Source organism: Streptomyces sp. NPDC055254, assembly GCF_053606025.1.
The window spans coordinates 1-15,572 of record NZ_JBSGQV010000031.1; the positions used below are offsets into that span (position 1 = coordinate 1).

Genomic DNA, 15,572 nt, shown 5'->3' on the forward strand with positions numbered 1-15,572 from the left:
GGTGGGGGGCTCCCTTTTTTTTTTTTTTATCTCTTCTGTTTTGTTTTAATCCCCCCCAATTTCCCCCCCCAACCCCGGGCGGGGCGCGGCCCCGGGCCCGTCGGCCGGTCCCGGGACGCCGGATCCCGTAACCCGCACACACAACACACACGAACAGAAATGGGGTTCGGTGCGCAATCGCCGACTCGTCATGTCCGCCGCCGCCCTCGTCGCGGCAAGCATCGGATTCATACCCGGCACGGCCCAGGCCGCCGATCCGGGCCAGCCCGGCGCGCGCGTGGTGGCGCCGTCCACCGGTGACCTGAAGAAGGGCGCGGAGTCCGCGTTCAAGAAGTACACCAGTCCTGCCGAGCGCTCGGTCACCACGAGCCTGCCGGCTGCGCAGAGCAAGGCCGGGGCGGTCCAGCGGGCGCAGGGCGCCGAGGACGGCAATCCGAACCTGGCGATCGTGCTGGACGCGCAGGCCGTGTCCGCCCACGGGTTCGAGCTGACCACCGCGATCACCAGCGCGGACGCCTCGCTCAACGTCACCGTCGACTGGGGCGACGGCACCACCGTCGACCAGGGCGACGCCTACGGCTCCGCCGAGCTGAAGCACCAGCACAGCTACGCGGAGCTCGGCAAGTACACCGTCACCGTGACCGTGGACGACCCGGTGAACCAGAAGAAGGTCACCAACGCCTTCGAGATCGAGACCGCGGGCTCGGACTTCACCGCGTACGGTCCCACCCGCCTGCTGGACACCCGTAACGGCACGGGCGTCGCGGCCGGCAAGGTCAGGGCGTACTCCTCGGTCAAGCTCCAGGTCGGCGGGAACGGCGCGATCCCGGCCGGCGTCACGGCCGTGGCCCTCAACGTCACCGTCACCAACGCCACCAGCGGCGGCCACGTGACCGTCTTCGGCTCGGGCACGGCGCGCCCGACGACCTCGAACGTGAACTTCGAGCCGGGCCAGACCGTGCCGAACCTGGTGATCGTGCCGGTCGGCAAGGACGGCAAGGTCGAGCTGTTCAACGGAGGCTGGGAGGGCGTTGACCTGATCGCCGACGTCACGGGCTACTTCGGGCGGAAGGCGTCCAGCGGCTACACCGGCCGCGACCCGCAGCGCCTCGTCGACACCCGCGAGGGCCTCGGCACCGCGCGCGGCCAGCTCGGCGGCCAGAAGACCTTCACCGTCAAGGTGGCCGAGCCCGGCCAGGCCACGGCCGTCGCGCTCAACATGACCGTCACCAACCCGCGCGAGGCCGGCCACCTGACCGCCTACCCGGCCGGGCAGGCGGCGCCGACCACCTCGAACGTGAACTTCACCGCGGGCCAGACGGTCGCCAACGCGGTGATCGTGCCGGTCGCCGCCGACGGTCGGATCACCGTCCGCAACGGCGCCTGGGCCGGTGCCGACGTCATCGTGGACATCGTCGGCGCCTACCGGACCGACAGCCAGGGCGCCTTCATGCCGGTCGAACCGTGGCGCATGATCGACACCCGCGCCGCGGACTGGCCGCACGGTCCGCTGTCGCCCCGCGGCTACCTCGCCAGGAACGTCTCGGCCGGCTGGCCGGGCGTCGCCGGGTACGTGCTGAACACCACGGTCACCAACACGCGCGGGGACGGCTTCCTCTCGGTGGCCCCGGACCCGAACACGTGGGAATCGATCGAGAACGGCACCGATCCGTGGCCGGAGCGTCCGGTCTCCTCCACCCTGAACTGGACGAAGGGCAAGACCGTCCCGAACCTGGTCCAGGCGAGCGCCGGTAACAACGGCGTCGTCGACTTCTGGAACCAGGGCTGGGAAGAGACCGACCTGATCGTCGACATGTTCGGGTACTACGAGACGAACTAAGACGAAGCAGCACGCGTGAGCGGTGCGCAGGGCGCCCCGGGACCGGCCGTCGTGCCGGTGCCGGGGCGCCCCTGTCCGAGGGCTGGCCATGGGCGTAGATCTGGCGCGTTTCGATCTGTACCCTGAGCGGGCTTCGAACCCGTTCAGACATCAAGCAAACCTGGGGGGCCGGTGCGCAACCGCCGACTCGTGATGTCCGCTGTCCTCGTCGCGGCGGGCGTGGGCCTCGGCGTCGCCCTCATACCCGGCGCCGCCCGGGGCGTCGATCCGGCCGAGCCCCCGGCCCGCGGGGTGGCCGCTCCCGTGACGGGTCTGGCGCAGGCACGCGCGGCGAACGTGAAGACCTTCAGCAGCCCCGGCGACCGCACGGTCCGCAGCGGCCTGCCGGCGGCGAAGAGCACGACGGCCGGCGCCCCGCCGGCGCGGGCGCAGGCCGCCGCCGGCGGGAACGAGGGCCTGGAGATCCACCTCGGCGCCTCCACCGGTACCGCGCACGGACTGTCGCTGGAGTCCCGGATCACCAGCGAGGACACCGCGCTCGACGTCGTCGTCGACTGGGGCGACGGGAAGAAGGAGCAGGCCACCGCCTCCGGCTCCACCACGCTGAAGCACCGGCACGTGTACGCGAAGACCGGGACGTACACGGTCACGGTGACGGTGACCGACGCCGCCCACAACGTCCGGGCCGTCAACTCCCTCCCGTACGTGACGCCCGGATCCGACTTCTCCCCGCACGCCCCCACCCGGCTGCTCGACACCCGTGACGGCACCGGCGCGCCGAAGGCCGGGGTCGGCGCGTACTCCTCGGTCCGGGTGAAGGTCGCGAGCCGTGCCGAGATCCCGGCCGGGGCCACCGCCGTGGTCCTCAACGTCACCGTCACCAACACCCGTACGTCCGGGCACGTGACCGCCTTCCCCGGCAGGGGGTACGAGCGGCCGGCCACCTCGAACGTCAACTACACCGCCGGGCAGACCGTTCCGAACCTGGTGATCGTGCCGATCGGCGAGGACGGGTACGTGGAGCTGTACAACGGCGGTTGGGAGCCCGTCGACCTGATCGCCGACGTCACGGGCTACTACACGCGCACCGCGGCCGGCGGTTACGTCCCGCTGGACCCGGTCCGCCTCGCCGACACCCGCTCGGGCACCGGTACGGCCGAAGGACAGGTCGCCGGGTACACCTCCTTCGACCTCCAGGTCCACGGCAGCGCCTCCATCCCGGCGGCGGCCACCGCCGTGGCCCTGAACGTGACCGCCACCGGCCCGAAGGACTCCGGCCACCTGACCGCCTACCCCAGCGGCCGGCAGCCGCCGAGCACGTCCAGCGTGAACTACGGGGCGGGGCAGACGGTGGCCAACTCGGTGATCGTGCCGATCGGCGCCGACGGGAGGATCAGCATCCGCAACGGCGGCTGGGACGCGACCGACGTCGTCGTGGACGTGGTCGGCTACTACAGCCCCGACAGCAACGCCGCCTACATGCCCCTCGACCCGGCCCGGCTGCTCGACACCCGCTCCGCGGACTGGAAGAAGGGCCCGCTGCGCGCCCGCACCTACGCCTACCTGGGCATCTCTCCCGGCGAGGCGGGCATCGCCGGGTACGTGCTGAACGCGACCGTCACCCACACCCGCGGCGCGGGCTTCCTGTCGGTCTCCCCGGACCCGAACACCTGGGACCAGAACGAGAACGGCTCGGGCACGGTGCCCGAGCGGCCCGTCTCCTCCACCCTGAACTGGACGACGGGCGCGACCGTTCCCAACCTGGTGCAGGCGAGCTCCGGGGACCACGGGGTGGTCGACTTCTGGAACCAGGGCTGGGAGGACACGGACCTGATCGTCGACCTCTTCGGCTACTACGAGACGAAGTAGGCGTGAGGGGCTCGCGACCGGCGGACACGCCGGAGGGGCGGCGCGCCGTACGGCACACCGCCCCTCCGCGGTTCCTACAGGAACGAGTTGATCTCGATGGTCTCGGTGCGGCCGGGGCCGACGCCGATCGCGGAGATCGGGGCGCCCGACATCTCCTCCAGGGCCTTGACGTACGCCCGGGCGTTCGCCGGGAGCTCGTCGAAGGTCTTGGCCTTGGTGATGTCCTCGGACCAGCCGGGGAAGTACTCGTAGATCGGCTTCGCGTGGTGGAAGTCCGACTGCGAGTACGGGAGCTCCTCGACGCGCTTGCCGTCGATCTCGTACGCGACGCAGACGGGGATCTGCTCCCAGCCGGTCAGCACGTCCAGCTTGGTGAGGAAGAAGTCGGTCAGACCGTTCACCCGGGTGGCGTAGCGCGCGATCGGCGCGTCGAACCAGCCGCAGCGGCGGTCACGGCCGGTGGTCACACCGCGCTCGCCACCGATGCGGCGCAGGTCCTCGCCGTCCTGGTCGAACAGCTCGGTCGGGAACGGGCCCGCACCCACACGCGTGGTGTAGGCCTTCAGGATGCCGATGACCCGGCTGATCTTCGTCGGGCCGACACCGGTACCGGTGCAGGCGCCGCCCGCGGTCGGGTTCGAGGAGGTGACGAAGGGGTACGTGCCGTGGTCGACGTCGAGCAAGGTGCCCTGGCCGCCCTCGAAGAGCACGACCTTGTCCTCGTCCAGCGCGTTGTTGAGGATCAGGGTGGTGTCGGCGACGTACGGCTTGATCTGCTCCGCGTACTGGAGCATCTCCTCGACGATCTGGACGGCGTCGATCGCACGGCGGTTGTAGAGCTTCGCGAGGAGCTGGTTCTTGCCCTCCAGCGCCGCTTCGACCTTCTGGGTGAGGATCGACTCGTCGTACAGGTCCTGGACGCGGATGCCGATGCGGTTGATCTTGTCCGCGTAGGTCGGGCCGATGCCGCGGCCGGTCGTACCGATCTTGCGCTTGCCGAGGAAGCGCTCGCCGACCTTGTCGAGGGTGACGTTGTACGGCGTGATCAGGTGCGCGTTGCCGCTGAGGAGCAGCTTGGAGGTGTCGATGCCGCGCTCGTTCAAGCCGCGCAGCTCGGAGAGCAGAACGGCCGGGTCGACGACGACACCGTTACCGATGACCGGGGTGCATCCGGGGGAGAGGATGCCGGAGGGGAGAAGGTGCAGCGCGTACTTCTGGTCGCCGACGACGACCGTGTGGCCGGCGTTGTTGCCACCCTGGTAGCGCACTACATAGTCAACGGATCCACCGAGCAGGTCGGTGGCCTTTCCCTTGCCCTCGTCACCCCACTGAGCTCCGAGCAGCACAAGAGCGGGCACAGGCGTACACCTCTTCCGGATGGGGCATGTCCAAGGCCAGGGGGCGTACGACGATGTACACCGCAGGCTGAGCCGTCGGACCGGTGCCCCGGAATAGACGAAGGCCCTGGCGCAATAGCGCAAGGGCCTCTTGCACAAAGATGCTACCCGAGGAAGGACCGAGGTGTCGGCTCCAGAGCCCACCATGAGCCACGCGGGCGCGCCGGTAGGCGGCCTGCTCGTGCTCGTCGACCCGGTCGCCCGCCGTCTTGACGGCGAGTCCGTGCGAATCGCGAAGGATGTGTTGTCAGCGGGAGCGGCGGCGAAAATCTGCCTCCCGGATTCGCAGGAGGAATTTGCGCGGGCACTCGCCCGCCGGGGTCATCGGCAGCCGGTGATCGTCGGGGACGACCGGGCCCTGGTGCGGGCCGTGGGGTTGCTGCACCGGGAGCGGGGGCTGGGGGAGGGCGCCCTGGCGCTGGTGCCGGTGGGTCACGTGGGCTCCTTGGGGCTGGCGCGGTCGCTGGGCGTGCCGCTTTCGGCCGTCTCGGCGGCGCGGGCGGTGCTGGACGGGACGGTGCGGGTGTGCGACCTGCTGGTCGACGACAGCGACGGGGTGGTGCTGGGGGCGCTGCGGATCCCGCCGGTGCGTGCGGCGGCGGCGCCGTCCGTGTGGAGTGCGTACCGCTCGCTGGTACGGACCCTGGTGCGGCCCGCCGGCGGCGGGCCGCACCGGCTGCGGGTGGAGGCGGACGGGGTGGTGCTGGCGGACGTGGACCGGCCGGTGGCGGACGTCCTGGTCCGCACGCGGGACGACGGCGGCCCCGCGGAGGTGGTGGTCCGCCGGGGCGCGACGGCGGTGACGGTGCGGGCCAAGACGGTGACGGTGTCGGGCGCGGACTTCCGCTACCGCGCCGACGCCGCGACCGCCGGCCCGGTCCGCCGCCGCACCTGGACCCTGCGCCCTGCGTCCTGGACCCTGACCATCCCCCACTGATGGTGACGCCGGACTCCGGCGGCCGCCCGAGGCCGGGCCCGGGCCGCGCTCCCGGGCGCGGGGGCGGGGCCTGCTGCCCAGGGGGCCTGCACGGGGGCCTGCCCCTGAGGCGGGGGCGGGGCACCCGGTCGCCGCGCGCCCGGCCCCGTGCCGCTGATCACGCCGCGCCCGCAATCCGCGGCTAGAACTCGACCAGCAGCTCTTCCAACCCCCGGATCACGTACCCGTCCCGCCACCGCGGCTCCCGCACGAGCCGCAACGGCGGCACCCCCTGCGCCAGCAGCGCTCCGAAGGACGCCTCCAACTCCCGCCGCGCCAGGGGCGCTCCCAGGCAGTAGTGGATCCCGGCCCCGAAGGTCAGGTGTGGATTGTCGGCCCGTACGAGGTCCAACGCGTCGGGATCCTCGAAGCGCGCCGGGTCGCGGTTCGCGGACCCGAACAACAGTGCGACCTCGGCCCCGCGCGGGACCGTCGTGTCACCGATCCGGATGTCGTCGAGCACCCAGCGTTCGAACATCTGGAGCGGAGTGTCGTAACGCATGAGTTCATCCACAGCTGTGGACAACTTTTCGGGATTCCCGCTCTCGCGGAGACCGGCGAGCTGCTCCGGGTGCCGGAAGAGGGTCCACCACCCGTTCGCGGTGGTGTTGACCGTGGCCTCGTGGCCGGCGTTCAGCAGCAGCACGCAGGTGGAGATCATCTCCTGCTCACTGAGTCGGCCGTCCTCGTCGTGGGCGGCGATCAGTCCGGAGATCAGATCCTCGCCGGGACGGTTCCGGCGCTCGGCGATCAGGCCCCGCAGGTACGCGCTGAATTCGACGCTCGCGCGCACCGCCCGGCCGGCCGTCTCCTCGTCCGGCCGCAGTTCGAACATCCCGCAGATGTCCGCCGACCAGGGCCGCAGCAGCTTGCGGTCCGCCTCCGGCACGCCCAGCAGCTCGGCGATCACGGCCACCGGCAGGGGCTCGGCGACGGCGGTCAGCAGGTCCCCGCCGCCCTCCGCGAGCAGGCTCCCCACCAGCTCCCCCGCCATCCGCCGCACGGCGGGCACCAGCCGCTCCACGGTCCGCGGGGTGAAGGCCTTCGCCACCAGCCGCCGCACCCGCGCGTGCGCGGGATCCTCCAGGTCCAGCAGGCCGTTGCCGTTGAGCACGTGGAAGGGTTCGTGCTCCGGCGGGGGCGCCGTGCGCCCGAACTCCTCGTGCGAGAACCGGTGCAGATAGGTCCGCCCCAGCCGCCGGTCGCGCAGCAGCGCGCTGACGTCGGCGTAGTGCGGCACCAGCCACTGCCCGGTGGCCTCCCACCACACCGCCCGCCCCTGCTCCCGCAACTCCCGGTAGGCCGGGTACGGATCGGCGACGAACGCGGCATCCCACGGATCAAAGCCCATGCCCGCAGCCTAGGGGCTGCCGCCCGCGCCGCGGGGGTGACGGACACCGCCGGGCCCGGCTAGGCAGGAATCAGGACGGCCGCACCAGGCGGGTCTCGTAGGCGAACACCGCCGCCTGCGTGCGGTCACGCAGCCCCAGCTTGACCAGTACGCGGCTCACATGGGTCTTCACCGTGGACTCCGCGACGACCAGACGATCCGCTATCTCCGCGTTGGACAGCCCCTGCGCGATGAGCACCAGCACCTCCGTCTCCCGCTCCGTCAACTCACCCACCCCGGCCGGGTCCGCGAGCCTCGGCGCCTCGGAGAGCTTGGAGAACTCCGCGATGAGCCGCTTGGTCACCGACGGCGCCAGCAGCGCCTCCCCGGCCGCCACCACCCGCACCCCGTCCGCCAGCTGCCGGGCCGACGCATCCTTGAGCAGGAACCCCGAGGCCCCGGCCCGCAGAGCCTGGTAGACGTACTCGTCGAGGTCGAAGGTCGTCAGGACCAGGACCTTCGCGTCCGTGTCGGCGGCCACGATCTCCCGCGTCGCCTCCAGACCGTTCATCTCCGGCATCCGGATGTCCATCAGCACCACGTCCGGGCGCAGCGCCGCCACCTGCGCGATGGCCTGCCGGCCGTCGACCGCCTCACCGACCACCTCGATGCCCTCCATGGCGTTCAGCAGGACGGAGAACCCCTCGCGGACCATCATCTGGTCGTCGACGATCAGGACCCTGATCGTCATGCCGCGTCCTGCGCGGGCTCGCCGGCCGGCTCCGGGCGGACGCGCACCGGTATGAACACCGCCACCTCGTACCCTCCGTCCGCCGTCTCCCCGGCCGTCATCTCACCCTCCAGCATCGCCACCCGTTCCCGCATGCCGGTGATCCCGTGCCCGGCTCCCGGCGAGGGCCGCGCGTCCCCGGTCGCCGCCTCGTTGACGACGCGGATGCCCAGGCCGCCCAGCACGTACGACACCTCCACCCCGGCCCGCGCGCCCGGCGCGTGCCGCAACGTGTTGCTCAGTGCCTCCTGGATGATCCGGTACGCCGACAGCTCCACGCCCTGCGGCAGTTCCCGCACCGCGCCCGTCACCGTCTTCTCCACGGGCAGACCGGCCTCCCGCACATTGGCCAGCAGCCCGTCCAGCGAGGCCAGCGTCGGCTGCGGGGCGTCCGGGGCCGCGTAGTCCGCGGAGCGCACCACCCCCAGCACCCGCCGCAGCTCCGTCAGCGCCGCCACCGCGTTCTCCCGGATGGTGACGAACGCGGCCTCCAGCTCCGGCGGCGGATTCTTCACCCGGTACGGCGCGGCCTCCGCCTGGATCGCCACCACCGACATGTGGTGCGCCACCACGTCGTGCAGCTCGCGCGCGATCGTGGTCCGCTCCTCCAGCAGCGTCCGCCGGTCCCGCTCGACGGCCGTGACCTCCAGCTGGGCCGTGACCTCCTGCTGCCCCTGCTTGCGCACGTTGCGGATGCTGACCGCCATCAGGACCACCCCGGAGAGGAAGGCCATCGGCCCCAGCTCCACGGACCCACCGACCAGGACGGTCATCGCCGACCCGAACGCCATGGTGATCAGCCACAACCACAGGGCCGCCCGGGGCCGGCTGCGCAGAGCCACGGCGGTGACCACGACGAGATGGGGGAAGAAGGTGACCGGCCCCCACGGCCACGTGAACCCCGTGTCCTGCAGCACGGCCAGCGGGGCCGTCACGCCCAGCATCACCCAGAACGCCCCGGCGGGTCGGACCAGAGTCATCAGCACCGGCGTCGCCGCTATGAGCCCCAGAAGCAGCTGGAAGCCGGAGTTGGAGCGGCCGTTGACGACGGCGGTGATCACCGTCACCAGGGCGAGGAAGCCCAGCGTCGCATGCGGAAGGAACGCCACCTTCGGCCGCACCGACCTCGGCAGCCGCCGCACCACCGGGCCGTCCGCACCGAGGGGCGCAAGCGGCCGGTACGCGAAGGCGTCCGTGACCAGGTCTTCGCGAAGGCTCTGCAGCACTCCCGAAGCCAATCGGAACTCAGGTGGCCGGGCAGTCCCCCCGGTGGTCGTCTTGTTCATACCGACCACCGTAGGTGCGCGCCCACCTGGTCCGCGTCGCCGCTGATGGGGATTTCGCGGCCTCCCCCTCAAGTACTACCCGCGGTACTTCAGTAGCCCATCGGCCGGATCAGACCGGTCTCGTAGGCGAACACCGCCGCCTGCGTGCGGTCCCGCAGCCCCAACTTCACCAGGATCCGGCCGACATGGGTCTTCACGGTCTGCTCGGCCACGACCAGATGCTCCGAGATCTCCGCGTTCGACATGCCCTGGGCGATCAGCGACAGCACCTCGGTCTCCCGCTCCGTCAGCTCCTCGATCCGCGCCCGCGACGGTGCGCGCGGCGCCCCCATCCGGGAGAACTCCGTGATCAGCCGCTTGGTGATGTTCGGCGAGAGCAGCGCATCACCGGCCGCCACCACCCGCACGGCTTCCGCGAGCTGGTCGGCCGAAGCGTCCTTGAGCAGGAACCCGGAGGCCCCGGCCCGCAGCGCTTCGTACACGTACTCGTCGAGATCGAAGGTGGTGAGCACCAGCACCTTCACGGTGGAACCGGGAGTGCCCGTGATCACGGAGGTGGCCTCGATACCGCCCGTACCGGGCATGCGGATGTCCATCAGGACCACGTCCGGGCTCAGCTCGGCGACCTTGCTGACGGCGTCCGCCCCGTCCACCGCCTGGCCGACCACCTCGATGTCCGGCTGGGCGTTGAGAAGCACGGTGAAGCCCTGCCGGACCATCATCTGGTCGTCGGCGACCATCACCTTGATCGGGGTGCTCATGCGTCCTTCTTCGTCTCGGTGGAGGACCGGCCGGGCAGGTCCCGGGGGTCCATCGGGAGTACGGCGCTCACTTCGTACCCCCCGTCGGGGCGCGGTCCCGCGGCCAGCTCGCCCCCCAGCATGCCCGCCCGCTCCCGCATCCCCAGCAGCCCGTGCCCCGCACCCGGCGACTCCGGTACGGCCCGGGTCGGCGCGCTGTTGGCGACGCACAGGTGCAGATCGCGCGGCCCGTACGCGATCCCCACCTCCACCCGCGAACCGGGGGCGTGGCGCAGGCAGTTGCTCAGCGCCTCCTGCACGATGCGGTACGCGGTGAGCTCCACGCCCGGAGTGAGCTGGCGCCGGATCCCCGCGATCTCGGTGGTGACCTCCAGCCCGGCGCCGCGCACGTTGTCAGCGAGGCCTTCCAGCTCGGCGAGGGTGGGCTGCGGATGCTGCGGGGCCCGGGGATCGTCCGGCTGCTCCGAACGCAGCACGCCCAGCACCCTGCGCAGCTCCGTCAGGGCTTCCAGGGCGTTCTCCCGGATGCCCGCCAGGTTCTCCTTCAGTTCCTCGGACGGGTTCTCCACGAGATGCGGGGCGACCTGCGCCTGGATGGAGATCACCGACATGTGGTGCGCGACGACGTCGTGCAGCTCGCGGGCGATCCGGCTGCGCTCTTCCAGCAGGGTGCGCCGGGCACGCTCCTCCTCGGTGATCGTCTCCTGCTCGACCAGTTCGCCCCGGGCCAGCCGCAGCGCGCGCAGCGCGTACCCGAGGAGGCCCACGAAACCGAAGAGCAGCGCGGCAGCCGCCAGGCTGCTGCCGGCGTCCTGCGGACTGAACAAGATCTCGGCCGCGAGCGTGAGGGCCATCGGGACCACGACCGTCCCGATCGTCACCCGGGGCGGTACGCGCAGGGCGACCAGCAGCAGCACCGCGGCGAACGCGAAGAGCCCGCCGGGTGTCCAGGGCCATGTCTGGCCCGGCCCGACGGAGTCGTGTATCGCCCAGGCACCCGAGCCGGCCGCCAGCATCCCGAGCCACCAGCCGGCGATCGGCCGGAACATCGCGAGCCAGATGGACACCCCGGTCATCAGCGCGACCACCAGGGGCGGGCCCCCCGTGACGTGGTAGTGCTGCTGGAGCTGCTGGGTGGTCAGGAAGCCGAAGAACACGGCCGCACAGGCGACGAACAGGTGCGGCAGCCGGGCCAGCCAGCGGGGCCGGGCCATCTTGGGCAGCGGGTCCCGCTCCAGGGACAGCAGGATCGGCCCGACCGTCCGCAGGACCGTGCCCCGCCGCGAGGGGGCCCGGCCGGGAGTCGGGGTCCTGGCCGCGGCGGGCTCATCCGGGGGCTCGCTCTGCGCGTTCACGTCGTCCACCCTAGGCATGGGTGATCTCCTGCTCGGCTGTCGCCCGGGGCGGGGTGACGGCGGCGGGGGAGCCCGCGACGGCACGGGATTGCGGGCGAGGGGTACGGGGTTGCTCGCGGCGCGGGCCGCGGCGGCCCTGCTCGTACGTCCGGAACGCGGCCCAGCAGACCCCCAGCGCGGCGGCGAACACGGGCAGCCACAGCAGCCTCGCCGCTGCCCAACCGATCGAGTCGGGGACGGTGTGCAGGCCGGGCAGATCGGCCGGGGCCAGTAGGCCGAGAGCGGTCACGGCCATCATCGCGGTCTGGTGCCAGAGGAAGACGGTCATCGCGGACAGGTTGACCAGGGCGACCGCCGCCCAGGCGCTCGGCCGCCGCACGGTCCGGGCCAGGGGCTCACGGACCAGCAGGGCCAGCCCGCACTGGGCGGCTCCGAAGGCGGCCGCGGCGAGCGTCGGCGGGTTCAGGTTGGACACGGGGGTACCGGGGACCCCGACCATGGACGCCGGGTACCCGCCCCACAGGACGAGCGCCGCCGCGGCGGCCGTGCCCGTGCCGAGCAGCAGGAGGGCCGGCCCGCGGCGCGTATACGCGCCGCGGGACCACGCCGCGCCCAGGGTGAAGGGAACCAGCCAGCCGGCGGCCACATTGACCCAGCCGATCCACTCCGGCCCGCCGAACCCGAACCGCCACACGTCCACGCCGGCCACCACGGCCAGCGGCCACAGCGGGTGGAGACGGGCGACGAGCGGGGTCGCGGCGGTCAGCGCGGCGAAGACCAGCAGGAACCACAGCGGCGAAAGCACGAGCTTGACCAGGGTCCGCACGGTGTCCGGCGAGGCCCCGCCGAGCAGCATGCCGCCCGCCACGACCGCCCACAGGACCAGGACCGCCGCGACCGGCCGGAACAGCCGCCCCATGCGCTGCCCGACCCACGTGCGGTACGAGTCCCCGCGCTGCCGGGCCGAGGCGTGACCCCGGGCGGCGACGTGTCCGCCGACCAGGAAGAACACGGCCAGCGTCTGGAACACCCAGGACACGGGGGCGAGCCACGGCATGGGGGCGAGCGGACTGGTGACGCTCAGGCCGCCGTCGGCCGTGGTCAGAGCGGTGACCAGCCAGTGCCCGAGCACCACCCCGAAGATCGCGAGGGCCCGCAAGGCGTCCACGGAGCGGTCCCGGCCGGCGGGCGTGGCGGACTCCACCCGTCCCGCGAGGGTTGTCCAACGGGAGCGGAGCTTACGCACGGGGAGCCTCCTGGGCGGCGACGGCTGAGGCGGGGGCGGAAGCGGCGGGGGTCGGGGCGGTGCCCAGGACGATGGCGGTCAGGCTGTCGAGGGACTCGGTGCCCGGCTTGAGGTAGTCGCTGTGTCCGGCGGTGCCGGCGGTGAACGGCCGGGCCCCGAAAGCCGGGTCGACGGGGTCGGTGCCGAAGCCGACTCCGGCGACGCGCACATGGGGAACACCGCCGATCCAGTCGTCGCTGCCCCGCCCGGACCAGACCCGGGCCCCGGTGGTCGCCAGCTCCCCGGCCGAGCGGGCCCCGGTGCCGGGACTCCCGTAGAGGGCCACGTCGCTGACGGCGGGTCCGGTCCCGGTCCGGGCGCACACCACGGATCCGTAGGAGTGGCAGAGCAGCGAGAGCCGGGCGCCGGGCCCGGCCATGCCCGTCAACCCGCTTAGGAACGGCCCCAGTTCGGCGGCGGCCTCCTCCGCACGGGCTGTGGTCAGGACGGCCGGACTGACCGTGCCGGGGGTGTCGTACCCGAGCCAGGCCACCACGGCGGAGCGCGGATGCGCGTCCCGGAGGCGCTGCTGGAGGGAGACGGCCCCGGCACGGAACCTCTGGTAGGTGTCGAGCGTGGTGTCGGAGCCGGGTATCAGCACGGCGACCCGGTCGGCGGTCTCCAGATCGCCGAACACCTCCACGGCCCGGCCCTTCCCCCGGCCGTCGAAGGCGAGGAACTGCGCGGCCCCGCCCGCCTCCATGTCCCGCAGCTTCGCCGCGCGGCCCCGACGGCCGGCGTCCTGCGCCGTACGGGCCGCCTCGGCCAGCCCGGCGCGGTTGGCCGCGTACCGGACCTGGGGCGTGGTGTTCGGGCCGAAGGCGGTTGGAGCCGGTGCGGGGACGTCGGGCGAGGCGGCGGCGGAGACGGGGACGACCACGGCGGCGGCGACGAGAGAGGCCAGGAAGGTCCGCCGCAGCCGGCCACCGCCGCTCCTCGCGGCCCGCCCGGCACCCGAATCCGTACCCGCACCCGAGACAGCGGTCGAATCCACGGCCGTATGCGAGCCCTTGGGCCGCCGCTGTGTTCGGCCGGCGGTCTCGGCGGGGCGGGGGCGCCCGCCGGTGCGGGAGCCGCCCCCGCCTTCTCCGCCCTTTCCGTCGTTCCGGGCGTCCGCAACGCCCGCTGCGCGCACACTGTCCACAGTGTGGTCCGCAGCGTGGTCCGCAGCGCCCCCGGTCCCCGTCGCCATCGTGCCCTCCTCCGGTCCGGAAGGGCGTCCGCGCCCTTCTCACCTCCGAAGTTAGGAATCAGCCCCCATGGTCCGCGTCCCGCCGAAGAGCCGTCTTCGCAGCTGGCTCTCAGGTATGACGGGGGGTACCTCAGATGCACGCGGCCCCGACTGGCGCCGCGACCGCATCGGCAGTGCGCACCGGGGTGAGAACCCGACCGTCCTGCGCCGCCTCGACTCCGGTTTCGCCGTGATCGGGGACCGGCAGTTCCTGCCCGGATACTCGGTCCTGCTCACCGACGACCCGGCCGTGACCCGGCTCTCGGACCTGCCCCGCGCGCGCCGGACCGCGTACCTGCACGACATGGAGAGGCTCGCCGAGGCCGTCGAGCGGGCCTGCCGCAGGCTCGACCCGGCCTTCCGCCGCGTGAACATCGAGATCCTGGGCAACACCGACCCGTACCTCCACGCCCACGTGTGGCCCCGCTACGACTGGGAGCCCGCCGACCTGGTCCGGATGCCGGTGTGGCGATACGAGGCGCAGGATTACTGGAGGGGCGAGCGGTACGGGTTGGGCGCCCGCCACGACGGACTGCGCGTCGCGATCGGGGAGGAACTGGACCTGCTCGGCGGGGTCGCGGGCCCTGCCGATTCCGCCGATTCCGCCGGTCCGGCCGGTCCTGCGGGTGCCGGGGCCGAGGTTGGGCCCCGTGCGGCGGGGGGCGAGGGCTGAGGGAACGGGCGGGCGGGGTGTCAGTCCGCGACGAGGGGTTCCACGTAGCCCGCGCGCCAGCGGGGTGCCGGGTCCTGGCCGGGGCTGGTCCAGTACTCCCGCGCTCCCACCACCTCGCCGTCCCGCACGGTCCACAGGGAGACGGCCCGGTAGACGACGTGGTCCTGAGGTATCTCCACCTCGGTGACGACGAGGTCCCCGTCCGCCAGGATTCTCAGCAGTTCGACGGACCGCTCGTCCGCGTAGCCGTCGTCGCTGTTGACGGCGATGAAGTTGGCGCGGCCCACGATGCGTTCGCCGCTCACGGGCCATTCGATGACCGCGTCCTCGGCGATGAGCTTCGCGACGCCGTCCCAGTCACGCGCCTCTATTCGCTCCCACAGTTGTGCCACTACGTTCAACGGCTCCATGTGCGGCAGTGTCCGGCAGCTGCGTTATACGTAACAAGCTTTGCTTGCAGGCTTATTGACTTCGACACAATCGGCTTCCGGTGACTGTGCGGGGTGGGTGGGGCGGGGGTTGCCGGGGGCGGGGGTCCGCCGTTGCGGGGGCGGCGTTTCGGGGCTCTGCCCCGCGCCCCGCGCCCCGCGCCTCAAGCGCCGGCGGGGCTGGGTGTGTGGCGGCCGGCCGGGGGCTGGGTGCGGCTGGGATTGGGGTGCAGTTCCCCGCCTCGGGTGTGTCGAGGTTCGGGGCTTGGCCCTGTGCCGTGAGTGGCGGCGGGGCTGGGTGTGGTTCTGGCCGGGTGGGGCGCGGGTGGGGCGGCGTTTCGGGGCTCTGCC

General features: G+C 72.3%; 12 protein-coding genes and 1 pseudogene. 4 read left to right on the top strand and 9 right to left on the bottom strand.

The window, feature by feature from the left end; genetic code table 11:
• Positions 1-169: 169 nt before the first annotated feature.
• Together ACWFQ8_RS24550 and ACWFQ8_RS24555 are read left to right on the top strand one after the other, a co-directional pair.
• Complete coding sequence (locus ACWFQ8_RS24550; RefSeq protein WP_453788421.1) at positions 170-1,840, top strand: hypothetical protein; 1,671 nt, start codon at positions 170-172, stop codon at positions 1,838-1,840.
• Positions 1,841-2,011: 171 nt separating this feature from the next.
• The gene (locus ACWFQ8_RS24555; RefSeq protein WP_453788422.1) at positions 2,012-3,709 is read left to right on the top strand and encodes a PKD domain-containing protein; all 1,698 of its coding nucleotides are present in this window, start codon (positions 2,012-2,014) and stop codon (positions 3,707-3,709) included.
• A 74-nt stretch (positions 3,710-3,783) separates the two neighbouring features.
• Here the strand turns inward: ACWFQ8_RS24555 and ACWFQ8_RS24560 are convergent, their stop codons facing one another.
• Positions 3,784-5,067 carry an adenylosuccinate synthase gene (locus ACWFQ8_RS24560; protein WP_453788423.1) on the bottom strand — a complete coding sequence of 428 codons (1,284 nt, stop codon included), beginning with the start codon at positions 5,065-5,067 and terminating at the stop codon, positions 3,784-3,786.
• Positions 5,068-5,251: 184 nt separating this feature from the next.
• Here ACWFQ8_RS24560 and ACWFQ8_RS24565 point away from each other — a divergent pair, with 184 nt between their 5' ends.
• Positions 5,252-6,043, top strand: a complete 792-nt coding sequence (locus ACWFQ8_RS24565) for a diacylglycerol kinase (RefSeq protein ID WP_453788480.1) — start codon at positions 5,252-5,254, stop codon at positions 6,041-6,043.
• 181 nt (positions 6,044-6,224) lie between these two features.
• On the opposite strand, the gene ACWFQ8_RS24570 is transcribed toward ACWFQ8_RS24565, so the two are convergent.
• From ACWFQ8_RS24570 to ACWFQ8_RS24600, 7 genes are all read right to left on the bottom strand, one after another.
• Positions 6,225-7,433: a cytochrome P450 gene (locus ACWFQ8_RS24570; protein ID WP_453788424.1), complete on the bottom strand. Its 1,209-nt coding sequence runs from the start codon at positions 7,431-7,433 to the stop codon at positions 6,225-6,227.
• Positions 7,434-7,503: 70 nt separating this feature from the next.
• Positions 7,504-8,163: a response regulator gene (locus ACWFQ8_RS24575; RefSeq protein ID WP_453788425.1), complete on the bottom strand. Its 660-nt coding sequence runs from the start codon at positions 8,161-8,163 to the stop codon at positions 7,504-7,506.
• Positions 8,160-9,428 (bottom strand): sensor histidine kinase, encoded by a 1,269-nt coding sequence (locus ACWFQ8_RS24580; protein ID WP_453788426.1) that lies wholly within the window; start codon positions 9,426-9,428, stop codon positions 8,160-8,162. Before ACWFQ8_RS24580 ends, ACWFQ8_RS24575 begins: the two co-directional genes overlap by 4 nt.
• 149 nt (positions 9,429-9,577) lie before the next feature.
• Positions 9,578-10,249 (bottom strand): response regulator, encoded by a 672-nt coding sequence (locus ACWFQ8_RS24585; protein ID WP_453788427.1) that lies wholly within the window; start codon positions 10,247-10,249, stop codon positions 9,578-9,580.
• The gene (locus ACWFQ8_RS24590) at positions 10,246-11,622 is read right to left on the bottom strand and encodes a sensor histidine kinase (RefSeq protein ID WP_453788428.1); all 1,377 of its coding nucleotides are present in this window, start codon (positions 11,620-11,622) and stop codon (positions 10,246-10,248) included. The genes ACWFQ8_RS24585 and ACWFQ8_RS24590 overlap by 4 nt, the downstream gene beginning before the upstream one ends.
• The gene (locus ACWFQ8_RS24595) at positions 11,615-12,850 is read right to left on the bottom strand and encodes an acyltransferase family protein (protein WP_453788429.1); all 1,236 of its coding nucleotides are present in this window, start codon (positions 12,848-12,850) and stop codon (positions 11,615-11,617) included. Before ACWFQ8_RS24595 ends, ACWFQ8_RS24590 begins: the two co-directional genes overlap by 8 nt.
• Positions 12,843-13,883: an alpha/beta hydrolase gene (locus tag ACWFQ8_RS24600; RefSeq protein WP_453788430.1), complete on the bottom strand. Its 1,041-nt coding sequence runs from the start codon at positions 13,881-13,883 to the stop codon at positions 12,843-12,845. The genes ACWFQ8_RS24595 and ACWFQ8_RS24600 overlap by 8 nt, the downstream gene beginning before the upstream one ends.
• Before the next feature lie 313 nt (positions 13,884-14,196).
• Between ACWFQ8_RS24600 and ACWFQ8_RS24605 the strand changes: the two are divergent.
• Positions 14,197-14,694: pseudogene (locus ACWFQ8_RS24605) on the top strand (HIT family protein); the annotation flags it as partial.
• Between the two features lie 119 nt (positions 14,695-14,813).
• Here the strand turns inward: ACWFQ8_RS24605 and ACWFQ8_RS24610 are convergent.
• Positions 14,814-15,203, bottom strand: a complete 390-nt coding sequence (locus ACWFQ8_RS24610; RefSeq protein ID WP_453788431.1) for a nuclear transport factor 2 family protein — start codon at positions 15,201-15,203, stop codon at positions 14,814-14,816.
• Positions 15,204-15,572: the final 369 nt, after the last annotated feature.

Bases quoted from the DNA above. Each gene is read 5' to 3' on its own strand.
- ACWFQ8_RS24565 (WP_453788480.1), top strand. From the start codon at position 5,252: ATGAGCCACGCGGGCGCGCCGGTAGGCGGCCTGCTCGTGCTCGTCGAC.
- ACWFQ8_RS24570 (WP_453788424.1), bottom strand. From the start codon at position 7,433: ATGGGCTTTGATCCGTGGGATGCCGCGTTCGTCGCCGATCCGTACCCG.
- ACWFQ8_RS24575 (WP_453788425.1), bottom strand. From the start codon at position 8,163: ATGACGATCAGGGTCCTGATCGTCGACGACCAGATGATGGTCCGCGAG.
- ACWFQ8_RS24585 (WP_453788427.1), bottom strand. From the start codon at position 10,249: ATGAGCACCCCGATCAAGGTGATGGTCGCCGACGACCAGATGATGGTC.
- ACWFQ8_RS24590 (WP_453788428.1), bottom strand. From the start codon at position 11,622: ATGCCTAGGGTGGACGACGTGAACGCGCAGAGCGAGCCCCCGGATGAG.
- ACWFQ8_RS24610 (WP_453788431.1), bottom strand. From the start codon at position 15,203: ATGGAGCCGTTGAACGTAGTGGCACAACTGTGGGAGCGAATAGAGGCG.